Annotated in this window: 13 protein-coding genes; 9 read left to right on the forward strand and 4 right to left on the reverse strand. The window is 66.6% G+C overall.

Features of this window, described 5'->3' with window-relative positions; all coding sequences use genetic code 11:
• Window positions 1–148 precede the first annotated feature (148 nt).
• The 9 genes from gloB (at window position 149) to ACG10_RS11650 (ending at window position 12,214) form a co-directional block, all read left to right on the forward strand.
• The gene (gloB, locus tag ACG10_RS11610) at window positions 149–925 is read left to right on the forward strand and encodes a hydroxyacylglutathione hydrolase (RefSeq protein ID WP_089168330.1); all 777 of its coding nucleotides are present in this window, start codon (window positions 149–151) and stop codon (window positions 923–925) included.
• A gap of 98 nt (window positions 926–1,023) precedes the next feature.
• On the forward strand, window positions 1,024–2,364 hold the full coding sequence (locus tag ACG10_RS11615) for a lytic transglycosylase domain-containing protein (protein WP_089168331.1): 1,341 nt from the start codon (window positions 1,024–1,026) through the stop codon (window positions 2,362–2,364).
• Between the two features lie 165 nt (window positions 2,365–2,529).
• Window positions 2,530–4,359, forward strand: coding sequence for an extracellular solute-binding protein (locus ACG10_RS11620; protein WP_089168332.1), 1,830 nt, complete (start codon window positions 2,530–2,532; stop codon window positions 4,357–4,359).
• Window positions 4,356–6,191 (forward strand): extracellular solute-binding protein, encoded by a 1,836-nt coding sequence (locus tag ACG10_RS11625; protein WP_089168333.1) that lies wholly within the window; start codon window positions 4,356–4,358, stop codon window positions 6,189–6,191. The genes ACG10_RS11620 and ACG10_RS11625 overlap by 4 nt, the downstream gene beginning before the upstream one ends.
• Before the next feature lies 1 nt (window position 6,192).
• Window positions 6,193–7,278, forward strand: coding sequence for a microcin C ABC transporter permease YejB (locus ACG10_RS11630; RefSeq protein WP_039803724.1), 1,086 nt, complete (start codon window positions 6,193–6,195; stop codon window positions 7,276–7,278).
• Between the two features lie 2 nt (window positions 7,279–7,280).
• Entirely contained in the window at window positions 7,281–8,300 is a 1,020-nt protein-coding gene (locus tag ACG10_RS11635; protein ID WP_089168334.1) for an ABC transporter permease, read from the forward strand.
• Between the two features lies 1 nt (window position 8,301).
• Window positions 8,302–9,915 carry an ABC transporter ATP-binding protein gene (locus ACG10_RS11640; protein WP_089168335.1) on the forward strand — a complete coding sequence of 538 codons (1,614 nt, stop codon included), beginning with the start codon at window positions 8,302–8,304 and terminating at the stop codon, window positions 9,913–9,915.
• A gap of 19 nt (window positions 9,916–9,934) precedes the next feature.
• Window positions 9,935–10,729 (forward strand): enoyl-ACP reductase FabI, encoded by a 795-nt coding sequence (fabI, locus tag ACG10_RS11645; RefSeq protein WP_089168336.1) that lies wholly within the window; start codon window positions 9,935–9,937, stop codon window positions 10,727–10,729.
• A 126-nt stretch (window positions 10,730–10,855) separates the two neighbouring features.
• Complete coding sequence (locus tag ACG10_RS11650) at window positions 10,856–12,214, forward strand: uracil-xanthine permease family protein (protein WP_089168337.1); 1,359 nt, start codon at window positions 10,856–10,858, stop codon at window positions 12,212–12,214.
• A gap of 12 nt (window positions 12,215–12,226) precedes the next feature.
• Here the strand turns inward: ACG10_RS11650 and ACG10_RS11655 are convergent, their stop codons facing one another.
• From ACG10_RS11655 to sucC, 4 genes are all read right to left on the reverse strand, one after another.
• Complete coding sequence (locus ACG10_RS11655; RefSeq protein ID WP_089168338.1) at window positions 12,227–13,159, reverse strand: DMT family transporter; 933 nt, start codon at window positions 13,157–13,159, stop codon at window positions 12,227–12,229.
• 25 nt (window positions 13,160–13,184) lie between these two features.
• Window positions 13,185–13,916, reverse strand: a complete 732-nt coding sequence (locus tag ACG10_RS11660) for a DUF599 domain-containing protein (RefSeq protein ID WP_089168339.1) — start codon at window positions 13,914–13,916, stop codon at window positions 13,185–13,187.
• Between the two features lie 121 nt (window positions 13,917–14,037).
• Window positions 14,038–14,925: a succinate--CoA ligase subunit alpha gene (sucD, locus tag ACG10_RS11665; RefSeq protein ID WP_089168340.1), complete on the reverse strand. Its 888-nt coding sequence runs from the start codon at window positions 14,923–14,925 to the stop codon at window positions 14,038–14,040.
• Window positions 14,922–16,091 (reverse strand): ADP-forming succinate--CoA ligase subunit beta, encoded by a 1,170-nt coding sequence (gene sucC / locus ACG10_RS11670; protein ID WP_089168341.1) that lies wholly within the window; start codon window positions 16,089–16,091, stop codon window positions 14,922–14,924. Before sucC ends, sucD begins: the two co-directional genes overlap by 4 nt.
• Between the last annotated feature and the right edge of the window lie 144 nt (window positions 16,092–16,235).

Below are 16,235 nucleotides of genomic sequence, written 5' to 3' on the forward strand. Positions count from 1 at the left end.
TAAGTTTAGCGACCGCCAGCGTCAACACGCCCCGGCGAATGCCACCGCCGGACCGGACCAGGCGGCGCATTCCCTTCTTGATGGACACATTCGACAGGAGAATGCGGGAAACGCCCGACGACGATACCGGGAAACCCGCGAACACAGCATGGTACGGATCGACGCACTCCCCGCCTTCCAGGACAACTACATCTGGCTGCTGCAGGCCCCGGCCAGCCGGCACCTCGCCGTGGTCGACCCCGGCGAGGCCGCCCCGGTGCTCGCCTGGCTGGAGGCGAACCCCGGCTGGCAACTCACCGACATCCTGATCACCCACCATCATGCCGACCACATCGGCGGCGTGGAAACCCTCAGGCAGGCGACCGGGGCTCGGGTGCTGGGCCCCGACGACGAGCGCATCCCGGCAGTGGATCTCAGGCTGCGCGACGGCGAACGGATCGAAGTCCTCGGCTGCACCTTCAGGGTGCTCGAGGTGCCGGGCCACACCCGCAGCCACATCGCCTACTTCCACGATGCCGCGCAGCCCTGGCTGTTCTGCGGCGACACCCTGTTCGCCGCCGGCTGCGGACGTCTCTTCGAAGGCACGCCGAGCCAGATGCACCAGTCGCTGCGCCGCCTGGCCGGGCTGCCCGAGGCGACCCTGGTGTACTGCACCCATGAATACACCCTGAGCAATCTGCGTTTCGCCCAGGCCGTGGAACCGGACAACCCGGCCATCGCCCGGCGCCTGGCCGAGGTAAGCGCCTGGCGCGCTGCGGGGCGAAGCAGCCTGCCGTCGAACCTGGCCCTGGAGCGGGACACCAATCCCTTCCTGCGCACCGGGGAAACCTCCATTAAAGAAAAGATGGCCCGCCGCAGTGGCCGGGCATCCATTGACCCAGATCAAGTTTTCGCTGAATTGCGGGGATGGAAGGACAATTTCTAGGTAGCCGCCTACAGTTTGAAAGTCCCCGACGGGTTGACCCCCCTTCGGGGTGCTTCCTAGAATCGGCCCACTTTTTTGCCCGGACCCCTTATCCGCCCATGTCAAACTCACCCTTCAACAAGGATGTTGCCCCGGGCATATTGGCGCGGCGCACTCCATTTATCGTCATCTTCCTGGCCGCGACCCTGGCAGGCTGCCAGAGCACCGGCGAGCGCAACGATGACGAATATGCGCGCCTGGCCGCGAAGCCCAAGCGCGAAACCCAGTGGCTGAACCAGGCTGCCACCCCGCAGCCCCAGGACATCTGGACGCGCATGCGCGAAGGCTTCGCGCTGCAGGACGAGATCGGCGTCAACCCGCGCATCGAACGCCAGCGCCTGTGGTTCGTCAGCAACCCGGCGCATATCGACAAGGTCAGCGAACGCGGCGCGCTTTACATCCACTACATCGTCGAGCGTCTGGAAGAGCGCGGGATGCCGCTGGAGCTGGCCCTGCTGCCGGTCATCGAGAGCGCCTACAACCCCCTCGCCTACTCCCGCGCCCATGCGGTGGGCCTCTGGCAGTTCGTTCCCGCCACCGGTCGCGACTACAACCTGCACCAGACCCAGTGGTACGACGGCCGCCGCGACATCACCGCCTCCACCCAGGCGGCGATCGAGTACCTCTCCCGGCTCCACGAGATGTTCAACGGCGACTGGCTGCTCGCCCTGGCCTCCTACAACGCCGGCGAGGGCACGGTCAGCCGGGCCATGGAGCGCAACCGCCGGCTCGGCCTGCCCACCGACTACTGGAACCTGCCCCTGCCCAAGGAAACCCAGGACTACGTGCCCAAGCTGCTGGCCCTGTCCCAGGTGATCAACACCCCCGAGTCCTATGGCATCAGCCTGAGCCCGATCGCCAACGAACCCTATTTCGACCGGGTGGAAATCGGCGGCAGCATGCAGCTGTCGCGCCTCGCCGAAATGGCCGGCATCGACAAGGGCGAGCTGCTCCGGCTGAACCCGGCCTACAAGCGCGGCATCACCCTGGACGGCCCCCAGTACCTGCTGGTGCCGACCGAAAAGGCCGAGCGGTTGCAGCTCAGCCTGGGCCGCAGCCCCGAGCAGCTGGCCGAATGGCGCAAGCAGCGTCTGGCCACCAACCGCAGCGCCCCCCGTCCGCGCCGGCCGGAACTGCACCGGACCTTCACCCTGCAGCAGGCCACCACGCCGCCCAGCGCCGCGCGGATGCTGGCTCTGGAGGAAGAAGAGCCGCCGCGCCGGACGTCCATTGCCAAGAAGCGCCAGTCGGTGACCTACTACAAGGTGCGCAAGGGTGACTCGCTCTATCGCATCGCCCAGCGCTTCCAGGTCGACACCAAGACGCTGCAGCGCTGGAACTCCCTGAACGGCCGGACCATCCGCCCGGGTCAGACCCTGACCCTCTTCCTGGCAAACTGACAGCATCCAGCAACGCCTGACCGCCAAGGCCCGCGGGCCTTGCCGCCCCGGCGGCCCGGCGAATGCGCCCAAGCCCCGGCGGCACAAGCTTTTTCCAAGACTGACAAGCTGTTACTGTAGCGGCCCGAATGTCCAGAAGTCGCCATGGATCGGACCCACCCATCGATGCGTCCCCTTTGCCTGCTGTTGCTCAGTCTGCTCGCGAGTGCGCCGGCGGCCGCGCGCATCACCGAAAGCCATGGCTACGCCCAGTTCGGCGCGCTCAAGTATCCCGCCCATTTCCGCCACCTCGACTGGGTCAACCCCAAGGCCCCCAAGGGCGGCACGCTGCGCCTGATGGCCCTCGGCACCTTCGACACGCTGAACCCCTACAGCCTCAAGGGTACCAGCCCGGCGGCGACGGCCGATTTCCTCCAGTACGGCATCAGCGAGCTGAACGAGCCGCTGATGGCCGGCTCCGGGAGATACGACCCCTCCGGGGACGAGCCCGCCTCCAGCTATGGCCTGATTGCCGAGTCCATCGAGTACAACGAGAGCCGCAGCTGGGTGGTGTTCAATCTGCGCAAGGCGGCCCGCTTCCACGACGGCAAGCCGATCACCGCCGAGGACGTGGCCTTCTCCTACCGCCTGCTCAGTCAGGAAGGCCACCCCCACTACCGCAACGAGCTGCGCGAGGTGCAGCGGGTCGACGTCCTCGGGCGCCAGCGCATCCGCTTCGTCTTCAAGCGCTCCGGCAACCCGCTGCTGATCCTGCGCCTCGGCGAGCTGCCGGTGCTCCCCCGCCATTACTGGAAGGGCCGCGACTTCAAGGCCACCACCTTCGAGCCGCCGCTGGGCAGCGGCCCCTACCGCATCGTCCGGGTGCAGCCGGGGCGTCGTCTGCTGTTCGAGCGGGTCAAGGACTGGTGGGGCGCGAAGCTGCCGATCAACCGCGGCAAGTACAACTTCGACCGGGTGGAAGTGGACTTCTACCGCGACAGCGGCGTCGCCTTCGAGGCGTTCAAGGCCGGGCACTTCGACTTCTACATCGAGCGCCAGGCGAAGAACTGGGCCGGCGGCTACCGCTTTCCGGCCGTGGAAACGGGACAGGTGATCCGCGCCGAGATCCCGCACCGGATTCCGACGCAGACCCAGGCGCTGTTCATGAACACCCGGCGCAGCCCGTTCGCCGACCCCCGGGTGCGCGAGGCCTTGGGGCTGATGTTCGATTTCGAATGGACCAATCGCACCCTGTTCCACGGCGCCTACCGGCGTGCCGAGAGCTACTACCCGAACAGCGAGTTTTCCGCCACCGGCAAGCCCGAAGGCGAGGAATGGCTGCTGCTGTCCAGGCATCGCCAGCAACTGCCCGAACGCCTGTTCCGCGAGCCCTTCCCAGTGCCAAAGACCGGCGGCCACGGTATCCCGCGCGACACCCTGCGCCGCGCCCTCGCCCTGCTCGGCGAGGGCGGCTGGAAACTCTCCGGCCAGCAGCTGGTCGATGCCCGCGGCCAGCCGCTGCACTTCGAGATCCTGCTGGTCAATCCCGGTCTCGAACGCATCCTCCAGCCCTATAGCGAGAACCTCGCCAGCCTCGGCATCGAGGCGCAGCTGCGCACCGTGGATCGCGCCCAGTACAAGCATCGACTGGACCACTTCGACTACGACATGGTCCTGATGACCCTGCCGCAGACTCTCAGCCCTGGCCTCGAGCAATGGTTCTACTTTCACTCCAGCCAGGCCGGCGTGAAGGGCGGCAAGAACTACGCGGGCATCGCCAACCCAGTGGTCGACAGCCTGCTGGAGAACCTTCTGGCAGCGCAGACCCGGGAGCAGCAGGTCGCCGCCGCCCGCGCCCTCGACCGTGTCCTGCTCTGGCAGCACTACAGCATCCCGAACTGGTACAGCAATCATCACCGCCTGGCGTACCGCAACCGGTTCGCCTTCGTCACCACGCCCCCCTACACCCTGGGCCTGCGCGCCTGGTGGCTGAAGTCCACGGAGAACGACCGATGACGCGTCCACTGCGCTCCTTCCTGCTCGCCGCCGGCGGCAGCCTGCTGCTCGGCCTGGCCAGCCTGGCCCAGGCCGCGCCGCAACATGCCCTGACCCTCTATGGCGAGGCGCCGAAATACCCCGCCGACTACCGGCACTTCGACTATGTCGAGCCGGACGCCCCCAAGGGCGGCACCCTGCGCCAGGCCGGCTTCGGCAGCTTCGACAGCCTCAACCCCTTCATCAACAAGGGCGTCGCTGCCGACGAGATCGGCCTGGTCTACGACACCCTGACCCGCCACGGCCTGGACGAGCCCTTCAGCGAATACGGCCTGCTCGCCGAGAAGATCGAGCGGGCGCCGGACAACAGCTGGGTGCGCTTCCACCTTCGCCCCGAGGCGCGCTTCCACGACGGTCATCCGGTGACCGCCGAGGACGTGGTGTTCAGCTTCGAGACCCTGATGAAGGACGGCGCGCCGATGTACCGCGCCTACTACGCCGACGTCAGCCAGGCGGTCGCCGAGGACGAGCGCCGGGTGCGCTTCGACTTCAAGCATGCCGGCAACCGCGAGTTGCCGCTGATCCTCGGCCAGCTGGCGGTGCTGCCCAAGCACTGGTGGGCCAGCCGCGACTTCACAAAATCCGGCCTGGAGCCGCCGCTGGGCAGCGGTCCGTACCGGATCGCCGACGTCCAGGCCGGGCGCAGCATCCGCTACGAGCGGGTCAGGGACTGGTGGGGCAAGGATCTGCCAGCCAACCGCGGCTTCTACAACTTCGATGCGGTGCAGGTCGACTACTACCGCGACAACACCGTCGCCCTGGAGGCGCTCAAGGCCGGGCAGTTCGACTACTGGCTGGAAACCAGCGCGAAGAACTGGGCGACCGCCTACGACGTTCCCGCGGTCAAGAACGGCCAGCTGGTCAAGGAAGAGATCGCCAACAACAACCCGACCGGCATGCAGGGCTTCATCTTCAACATCCGCCGGCCGCTGTTCCAGGACCGCCGGGTGCGCGAGGCCCTGGCCCTGCTGTTCGACTTCGAGTGGACCAACCGCCAGCTGTTCAACGGCGCCTATACCCGCACCCGCAGCTACTTCGACAATTCCGAGCTGGCCTCCCGCGGCCTGCCCGACGAAGCCGAGCTGAAGATCCTCGAGCCGCTGCGCGCGCAGATTCCGCCGGAGGTCTTCAACAACGAGTTCCGTCCGCCGGTCAGCGACGGCAGCGGCATCATCCGCGACCAGCAGCGGCGCGCCTACCAGCTGCTGCAGGAGGCCGGCTGGCGGGTCGAGGGCGACCGCATGCTGGATGCCGGCGGCCAGCCGGTGCGCATCGAGTTCCTCCTCGCCCAGGCCGATTTCGAGCGCATCCTGCTGCCCTACAAGCGCAACCTCGCCGATCTTGGGATCAACCTGGAAATCCGCCGGGTCGATGTTTCCCAGTACATCAACCGCCTGCGCTCGCGCGACTTCGACATGATGGTCGGCGGCTTCTCCCAGTCCAATTCGCCCGGCAACGAACAGCGCGAATACTGGCACTCGGTCAGCGCCGACAACCCGGGCAGCCGCAACTTCATCGGCCTCAAGGACCCGGCCATCGACCGCCTGGTCGACGGCCTGGTCCAGGCCGACACCCGCGACCGCCTGATCAGCCATACCCGGGCGCTGGACCGGGTGCTGCTGTGGGGCCACTACGTGGTGCCCAACTGGCACATCAAGACCTGGCGGGTGGCCTACTGGAATCGCCTCGCTCACCCGAAGGTGACCCCGCGCTACGACATCGGCCTGTATACCTGGTGGAGCAAGGCCGAGGCAACCACCACTCCGAACGCGCCGGCAGCCACGGAGCGCTGAGATGTTCGCCTATATCCTGCGCCGCCTGCTGCTGATCGTGCCGACCCTGCTCGGCATCCTGCTGCTCAACTTCGTCATCATCCAGGCCGCACCCGGCGGCCCGGTGGAACAGGCCATCGCCAGGCTGGAAGGCTTCGAGGCGGCCGCCGGCGGTGCCACCGGGCGCATCTCCGGCGGCGGCAGCGAGGTTTCCGCCGGCAGCTCCCACTACCGCGGTGCCCAGGGCCTGGACCCGGAGCTGATCGCCGAGATCGAGCGCATGTACGGCTTCGACAAGCCGGCCCACGAGCGCTTCTGGCTGATGCTGACCAGCTACCTGAAGCTGGACTTCGGCGAGAGCTTCTTCCGCGACGCCACGGTCGTCGACCTGATCCTCGAGAAGATGCCGGTATCGATCTCCCTGGGGCTGTGGAGCACCCTGATCATGTACCTGGTGTCCATTCCCTTGGGGATAGCCAAGGCGGTTCGCCACGGCAGCGCCTTCGACGTCTGGACCAGCTCGGCGATCATCGTCGGCTACGCGATCCCCGCCTTCCTGTTCGCCATCCTGCTGATCGTGCTGTTCGCCGGCGGCAGCTACTTCGACTGGTTCCCGCTGCGCGGGCTGACCTCGAACGACTTCGACGAACTCAGCCTGGGAGGCAAGATCCTCGACTACTTCTGGCACCTGGCCCTGCCGGTGACCGCGCTGGTGATCGGCAACTTCGCCACCCTCACCCTGCTGACCAAGAACAGCTTCCTCGACGAGATCAACAAGCAGTATGTGGTCACCGCCCGCGCCAAGGGCCTGTCGAAGAACCGCGTGCTCTACGGACACGTGTTCCGCAACGCCATGCTGATCGTCATCGCCGGTTTCCCGTCGGCCTTCATCGGCCTGTTCTTCACCGGATCACTGCTGATCGAGGTGATCTTCTCCCTCGACGGCCTGGGCCTGCTGAGCTTCGAGGCGGCGATCAACCGCGACTATCCGGTGGTGTTCGGCACCCTATTCATCTTCACCTTGCTGGGACTGGTCGTGAAACTGATCGGCGATCTCACCTACACCCTGGTCGATCCGCGCATCGACTTCGAAAGCCGGGAGAGCTGAAGATGCAGCTGACTCCCCTCAACCGGCGCCGTCTGGAACTCTTCAAGGCGCACAAGCGCGGCTGGTGGTCGCTCTGGCTGTTCCTCGCGCTGTTCGTCGCCAGCCTCGGTGCCGAGCTGATCGCCAACGACAGGCCGCTGGTCGTGCACTACGACGGTGGCTGGTACTTCCCGGTGCTCAAGCGCTATCCGGAAACCACCTTCGGCGGCGAATTCCCGCTGAGCACCAACTACAAGAGCCCCTACATTCAGAACCTGATCGCCGAGAAGGACGGCTGGATGCTCTGGCCGCCGATCCCCTTCAGCTATTCGAGCATCAACTACGAGTTGAGCGTTCCGGCGCCGGCGCCGCCATCGGGGGTCAACTGGCTGGGCACCGACGACCAGGGCCGCGACGTGCTCGCCCGGGTGATCTACGGCTTCCGCATCTCGGTGCTGTTCGCCCTTACCCTGACCCTGCTCAGCTCGCTCATCGGTGTCCTCGTCGGCGCCCTGCAGGGCTTCCACGGCGGCTGGGTCGACTTGCTCGGCCAGCGCTTCCTGGAGGTCTGGTCCGGCCTGCCGGTGCTCTACCTGCTGATCATCCTGGCCAGCTTCGTGCAGCCGAACTTCTGGTGGCTCCTGGGCATCATGCTGCTGTTCTCCTGGATGAGCCTGGTCGACGTGGTGCGCGCCGAATTCCTGCGCGGCCGCAACCTGGAGTACGTGCGCGCCGCCCGCGCCCTGGGCATGGGCAACAGTGCGATCATGTACCGCCACATCCTGCCCAACGCCATGGTCTCGACCATGACCTTCATGCCCTTCATCCTCACCGGCGCCATCGGCACCCTCACCGCCCTGGACTTCCTCGGCTTCGGCCTGCCGCCCGGCGCGCCGTCCCTCGGCGAACTGGTCGCCCAGGGCAAGGCCAACCTGCAGGCGCCCTGGCTGGGGATCAGCGCCTTCGTGGTGCTGGCGCTGATGCTCAGCCTGCTGGTGTTCATCGGCGAGGCGGCGCGCGATGCCTTCGATCCTAGGAAGTGAGATGAACGATTCGCAGAACCTCATCGAAATCCGCGACCTGGCGGTCGAGTTCGTCGGCGGCGATCGGGTGCAGCGCGTGGTGGAAGGCGTCAGCTTCGACATCCGCCGGGGCGAGACCCTGGCCCTGGTCGGCGAGAGCGGCTCCGGCAAGTCGGTCACCGCCCACTCCATCCTCCGCCTGCTGCCCTATCCGCTGGCCCGCCACCCGGCCGGCAGCATCCGCTACGGCGGGCAGGACCTGCTCAAGCTCGACGAGCGCCAGCTGCGCGGCATCCGCGGCAACCGCATCGCCATGGTCTTCCAGGAGCCGATGACCTCACTGAACCCGCTGCACTGCATCGAGAAGCAGATCAACGAGGTCCTCGCCCTGCACAAGGGCCTGCGCGGCGCCGCCGCCACCGCGCGCACCCTGGAGCTGCTCGAACTGGTCGGCATTCCCGAACCGCACAAGCGCCTCAAGGCCTATCCCCACGAACTCTCCGGCGGCCAGCGGCAGCGGGTGATGATCGCCATGGCCCTGGCCAACGAGCCGGAGCTGCTGATCGCCGACGAGCCGACCACGGCGCTGGACGTCACCGTGCAGCTGAAGATCCTCGAGCTGCTCAAGGACCTGCAGGCCCGCCTGGGCATGGCGCTGCTGCTGATCACCCACGACCTCAACCTGGTGCGGCGCACCGCCCAGCGGGTCTGTGTCATGCGCGGCGGTCGCATCGTCGAACAGGCCGGCTGCGAGGAAATCTTCCATGCGCCGAAGCACCCCTATACTCAGGAACTGCTCGGTGCGGAACCTCGCGGCGAACCGGCAGACAACCCGGTCGGCGAGCCGCTGCTGGAGGTCGAGGATCTGCGTGTCTGGTTCCCGATCAGGAAGGGCCTGATGCGCCGCACGGTCGACCATGTGAAGGCGGTGGATGGCATCGGCTTCACCCTGCACCGGGGACAGACCCTGGGCATCGTCGGCGAAAGCGGCTCCGGCAAATCCACCCTCGGCATGGCGATCCTGCGCCTGCTTTCCAGCCAGGGCTCGATCCGCTTCCGCGGCCAACCCCTGAACGGCCTGTCGCAGCGCGAGATCCGCCCGCTGCGGCGGGAAATGCAGGTGGTCTTCCAGGACCCCTTCGGCAGTCTCAGCCCGCGCATGTCGGTGGGCCAGATCGTCGGCGAGGGCCTGCGCATCCATGGCCCGGGAACGCCGGCCGAGCAGGAGCTGGCGATCGTCGAGGCGCTTCGGGAGGTCGGCCTGGACCCGGAAACCCGTCACCGCTATCCGCATGAATTTTCCGGCGGACAGCGGCAGCGGATCGCCATCGCCCGGGCGCTGGTGCTGAAGCCGGAGCTGATCCTGCTGGACGAGCCCACCTCGGCGCTCGACCGCACGGTGCAGCGCCAGGTGGTGGAGCTGCTGCGCTCGCTGCAGCGCAAGTACGAGCTGACCTACCTGTTCATCAGCCACGACCTGGCGGTGGTCAAGGCGCTCAGTCACCAGCTGATGGTGGTCAGACAGGGACAGGTGGTCGAACAGGGGCCGGCGCGGGACATCTTCGCCGACCCGCAACATATTTATACACGGCAGTTGCTGGAGGCCGCCTTCCTGGCTCCCGGCAGCGCCGATTAACTAGAAGAGGAACTGATCCATGGGATTTCTCGCCGGTAAGCGCGTACTGATCGTCGGCGTCGCCAGCAAACTGTCCATCGCCTCCGGTATCGCCGCCGCGATGCACCGCGAAGGCGCCGAACTGGCCTTTACCTATCAGAACGACAAGCTCAAGGGCCGCGTCGAGGAGTTCGCCGCCGGCTGGGGTTCCAGCCCCGAGCTGTGCTTCCCCTGCGACGTGGCCAACGACGAGGACATCGCCAAGGTCTTCGAGGAACTGGGCAAGAAGTGGGATGGCCTGGACTGCATCGTCCATTCGGTCGGCTTCGCCCCGGGCGATCAGCTCAACGGCGACTTCACCGACGTCACCACCCGCGAAGGCTTCAAGATCGCCCACGACATCAGCGCCTACAGCTTCGTTGCCCTGGCCAAGGCCGGCCGCGAGATGATGAAGGGCCGCAACGGCAGCCTGCTGACCCTGTCCTACCTGGGCGCCGAACGCACCATGCCCAACTACAACGTGATGGGCATGGCCAAGGCCAGCCTGGAGGCCGGCGTGCGCTACCTGGCTGCCAGCCTCGGCCCGGAAGGCACCCGCGTCAACTGCATCTCCGCCGGCCCGATCCGCACCCTGGCCGCCTCCGGCATCGCCAGCTTCCGCAAGATGCTCGCCGCCAACGAGCGCCAGACCCCGCTGCGCCGCAACGTGACCATCGATGAGGTCGGCAATGCCGGCGCCTTCCTCTGCTCCGACCTGGCTTCGGGCATCAGCGGCGAGATCCTGTATGTCGACGGCGGCTTCAACACCACGGCCATGGGTCCGCTGGAAGACTGAGTCGCCCGCCCTTGAAAGGCTGGCGGTCCCGGCGGCCGCCGCTGACAATGCCCGTATCGCAGGATGCGGGCATTGTCGTTTTCGTGCTCGTCTTTTTGCGCCCCTTCGCCCGAGGTCGATGCCGTCATGCAAGAGCAGTCTCCTGCCGAACTGATCTACGGTCTGGATGACCGCCCCGCCCCGCTTGCGGCGCTGTTCGCCGCCCTGCAGCACATCCTCGCCAGCTTCGTCGGGGTGATCACCCCGCCGCTGGTGATCGGCGCGACGCTCGGCCTCGGCGCACAGCTGCCCTACCTGATCAGCATGGCGCTGCTGGTTTCCGGCATCGGCACCTTCCTCCAGGCCTGGCGGCCGCTGGGCATCGGCGCCGGGATGATCTGCCTGCAGGGCACCAGCTTCACCTTTCTCGGCGCGGTGCTTGCCGCCGGCCTGCTGGCCAGGAACCGCGGCGGCGGCCCCGAGGAGATCCTCGCACTGATCTTCGGCGTGTGCTTTCTCGGTGCCTTCGTGCAGATCGTCCTCAGCCGCTTCATCGGCCAGCTGCGCCGGGTGATCAGCCCGCTGACCACCGGCATCGTCATCACCCTGATCGGCGTCAGCCTGATCAAGGTCGGCATCACCGATATCGGTGGCGGCTTCGGTGCCGCGGACTTCGGCGCGCCGGGCAATCTCGCCCTGGGTGCGCTGGTGCTGCTGACCATCGTCCTGCTCAACCGCTCGCCGCGCCCTTGGGTACGCCTGTCGGCGATCATCGTCGCCCTCGCCCTCGGCAGCCTGGCGGCCTGGCTCTGCGGCCGCTTCGTGCCACAGCCGCTGCCCGAGCTGCCACCTGTCAGCCTGCCGCAGCCCTTCCGCTACGGCTTCGACTTCGCCTGGGCGGCCTTCGTGCCGGTGGCGCTGGTCTACCTGATCAGCACCATCGAGACGGTCGGCGACCTCACCGCCAACTGCCTGCTGTCGCGCCAGCCGCTCTCCGGCCCGTCCTACCTGGGCCGGCTCAAGGGCGGCGTGCTCGGCGACGGCGTCAGCTGCCTGATCGCCGCCAGCCTCGGCGCCTTTCCCAACACCACCTTCGCGCAGAACAACGGGGTGATCCAGATGACCGGTGTGGCCAGCCGCCATGTCGGCCTGTACATCGGCGCCATCCTCTTCACCCTCGGCCTGTTCCCGGTGCTCGGTGCGCTGCTGCAGCAGATTCCCAAGCCGGTGCTGGGCGGCGCCACCCTGATCATGTTCGGCAGCGTCGCCGCCGCCGGCATCCGCATCCTCGCCCGCAGCGCCCTGGACCGCCGCGACATCCTGATCGTCGCCGCCTCCCTCGGCGTCGGCCTGGGCATCGCCGCACAACCGCAACTGCTACTGCAGATGCCCGAGATTGTACGCAACCTGTTCGATTCGGCGATCACCACCGGTGGCCTGACGGCGATCCTCCTCGACCTGCTGCTGCCGCGCGAAGCAGCAGGCGAGGAAATCGCCCGGCCCTGAGCCTGGAACCGCTCAGGGGCGGGATTCGCCGGCTGGCAGCGTCGCCCCCCTGGCCGCGGCCGGGCGGCGCATGGTCAGCGCGATCCCCGCAAAGACCAGGGCGATGCCGGCGAGATGGTAGAGCTGCGGCCGCTCGCCCAGCAGCAGCGCCGAGAGGATGGTGCCGAACACCGGCATCAGGTGGATGAACAGCGAGCCCCGCGCCGGCCCGATGGCAGCGACACCCGCGTTGTAGCAGAGAAAGCCGAGGAAGGCCGCCACCACGCCCGCGTAGAGGATGCCGCCGATGGACTGCGCATTGACCACGATCGAGCGTCCCGCCGCGATCTCCCAGGCGTAGACCGGCGCCTGGGCCAGCAGGCCGACGGCAATGCATGCGCCAAGCAGCAGCATCGGATGCACACCTTGCGGCCGCCACTGCAGGCCCACGGTATAGAGCCCCCAGGACAGCACCGCCGCGAGCATCCACAGATCACCAATGTTCAGGCTGAGGGCCAGCAGGGTGTCGAGACTGCCCTGGGCCACCAGGATCATCACCCCAGCCAGCGAGACGGCCACGCCCAGAGCCTCCTGACGACTGAGGCGCTTGCCGAAGAAGAGGAAAGCCAGGGCGATGGTCGCCACGGGAATGAAGGAGTTGAGCAGGATGGCGCTGGTCGCCGTGGTGTACTGCAGGGCGATATAGGAGAAGGTGTTGTAGCCGCCGACGCCCAGCACGCCGAGCAGGAGTACCGCCGGCCACCCGGCGCGCAGGGCCGGCCACTGGCTGCGCAGGTGCGGCAGGGCGAGCGGCAGGACCAGCAGGAAGGCGGTGGTCCAGCGCCAGAACGCCAGCCCCACCGGTGGCAGGTCGGCGCGCAGCCCGCGGCCCATCACCAGGTTTCCCGACCAGAACAGCGACGCCAGGGTGAGCAGCAGATAGGGGTTGGCCAGCAGCCGTTTCATCGGGAGACCTGCTTGCAGGGGGGAATCACTTCTCTTCCTTCAGGGGCACCAGCGGTGGGGTCGGTGTGTAGACCATCACCTCCAGCACCTCGGAGTGGAACTCCCGGCGGTACAGCACGATGACCACGCCCGCCGTGACCAGCATGAACACCCAGGGGTTGATGAACCAGGCCAGCATGGCCAGGCCGAAATAGTAGGCGCGCAGACCGAAGTTGAACTGGTTGGCCGCCAGCGAGATGACCCGTGCGACACGCTCGGCGAAGGCCTTGCGCTCCTGCTCGGTGACATGCCGCTCGCCCACCATGGGCGCGGCGCCGACCAGCACCGCCGCGAAGTTGTACTGCCGCATGCACCAGGTGAAGGTGAAGAAGGCATAGACGAACACCACGCTCAGGCAGAGCAGCTTGATTTCGGAGAGCTCACGACTGGCCACCTGGACGAAGGGCAGCTCGGCCAGCAGGGAAACCGCGCGCTCGGACGAACCCAGCACGGTGAGAATGCCGGCGAGGATGATCAGCGTGCTGGAGGCGAAGAAGGAAGCGCTGCGCTCCAGGCTGCCGATCACGCTGGCATCGGCGATGCGGCTGTCACGCAGCAGCAGACGGCGCATCCAGTCCTCGCGATAGAGGTGCATGATGCTGGCCAGACAGGGGGTATCGCGCCCCTTCCAGGTCGCATAGCGGGTATATCCCCCCCAGCAGAGCGCGAACCAGATGACCGCGAACAGATGGGGTAGATAACTATCGGCGCTGAACATCAATGCTCCTTTTTATTATCGGAATGCCGCGACGCGAGAAGCCCGTCACTTTACCCGGACAACGAAAAAATGCCAGTCGGCGGAACCGACTGGCATTTTCCTGCAAGAAACGCCGATGGTTTCAGGAGTGCTGCATTTCCCAGCCGGTCAGCTCGGCCAGGGCCTTGCCGATATCCGCCAGGGAGCGCACGGTCTTCACGCCGGCATCCTGCAGGGCGGCGAACTTTTCGTCCGCGGTGCCCTTGCCGCCGGAGATGATCGCGCCGGCGTGCCCCATGCGCTTGCCGGACGGCGCGGTGACGCCGGCAATGTAGGAAACCACCGGCTTGGTGACGTTCGCCTTGATGTAGGCCGCCGCCTCCTCCTCGGCGCTGCCGCCGATCTCGCCGATCATCACGATGGCTTCGGTCTGCGGATCGTCTTGGAACAGGCGGAGGATGTCGATGAAGCTGGAGCCCGGGATCGGATCGCCGCCGATGCCCACGCAGGTAGACTGGCCGAAACCGGCGTCGGTGGTCTGCTTCACCGCCTCGTAGGTCAGGGTCCCCGAGCGGGACACGATGCCGACCTTGCCCGGCAGGTGGATGTTGCCCGGCTGGATGCCGATCTTGCACTCGCCGGGGGTGATCACACCCGGGCAGTTGGGGCCGATCAACCGCACGCCCAGCTCATCGCACTTGAGCTTGACCTGCAGCATGTCGAGGGTCGGCACGCCTTCGGTGATGCAGACGATCAGCGGGATGCCGGCGAAGGCCGCCTCGAGGATTGAGTCCTTGCAGAACGGCGCCGGCACGTAGATCACCGAGGCGTCGGCGCCAGTGGCCGCCACGGCTTCCCGAACCGTGTTGAATACCGGCAGACCGAGATGGGTGGTGCCGCCCTTGCCCGGGGTCACGCCGCCGACCATGCGGGTGCCGTAGGCCATGGCCTGCTCGCTGTGGAAGGTCCCCTGGCTGCCGGTGAAACCCTGGCAGATGACCTTGGTGTCCTTGTTGACCAGGATGCTCATGGATTGCCCTCCGCTGCCTTGACTACCTGCACTGCCGCATCGGTCAGGCTGCTGGCCGCAATGATGTTCAGACCGCTGTGCGCCAGTGTCTCGGCGCCCAGCTCGGCGTTGTTGCCCTCCAGGCGGACGACCACCGGCACCTTGACGCCGACCTCGCGGACCGCGCCGATGATGCCCTCGGCGATCATATCGCAGCGCACGATGCCGCCGAAGATGTTGACCAGTACGGCCTTCACGTTGGCGTCGGAGAGAATGATCTTGAACGCCTCGGTCACCCGCTCCTTGGTCGCGCCGCCGCCGACGTCGAGAAAGTTGGCCGGTTTGCCGCCATGGAGGTTGACGATGTCCATGGTGCCCATGGCCAGGCCGGCGCCGTTGACCATGCAGCCGATATTGCCCTCGAGGGCCACGTAGTTCAGCTCCCACTTCGCCGCATGCACCTCGCGGGGATCGTCCTGGGACGGGTCGTGCATCGCACGCAGCCTGGGCTGGCGGAACAAGGCGTTGCTGTCGAGATTGATCTTGGCATCCAGACAGAGGAGATTGCCGTCCTTCTGGATCACCAGCGGGTTCACCTCCACCAGAGCCAGGTCGTGCTCCTGGAACAGCTTGGCGAGGCCAATGAAGATGTGGGTGAACTGCTTGAGCTGGTCACCCTCGAGGCCCAGCTGGAAAGCCAGCTCACGGGCCTGGAACGGCTGGGCGCCGAGCAGGGGGTCGATGGTGGCCTTGAGGATCTTCTCGGGCGTGTCGTGGGCGACCTTTTCGATGTTCACCCCACCCTCGGTCGAGGCCATGAAGACGATGCGGCGGCTGGAGCGGTCGATCACTGCCCCCAGGTAAAGCTCCCGCTCTATCTCGGTGCACGCCTCGACCAGGATCTTGCCGACCGGTTGTCCGGCGGCATCGGTCTGATAGGTCACCAGTCGCTTGCCCAGCCAGCTGACGGCGAAGTCCCTCGCCTCCTCCCGGCTCTTGACCAGCCGGACGCCGCCGGCCTTGCCACGACCACCGGCATGCACCTGGGCCTTCACCACCCAGCTGCTGCCACCGATTTTGTCGCAGGCTTCTGCCGCTTGCTCGGGGGTCTCGGCGGCAAAGCCTCGGGATACGGGTAAACCATATTCGGCAAAAAGCTGCTTGCCCTGATATTCATGGAGATTCATGTCTGTTTACCGTTCTGGTTTTTATGGGCTGTCCTTGCACAGCAGGGTTCCTGCCCCATGCTGCCACGGTAATCATGACCATACCATACCAGCGAAAACAGCGCGGCAGACGCTCCGCTGCAGCTCGCAAGAGCTGCAGCGGAT

This window comes from Azotobacter chroococcum (assembly GCF_002220155.1).
In the GTDB taxonomy this organism is placed as follows: Bacteria; Pseudomonadota; Gammaproteobacteria; order Pseudomonadales; family Pseudomonadaceae; genus Azotobacter; species Azotobacter chroococcum.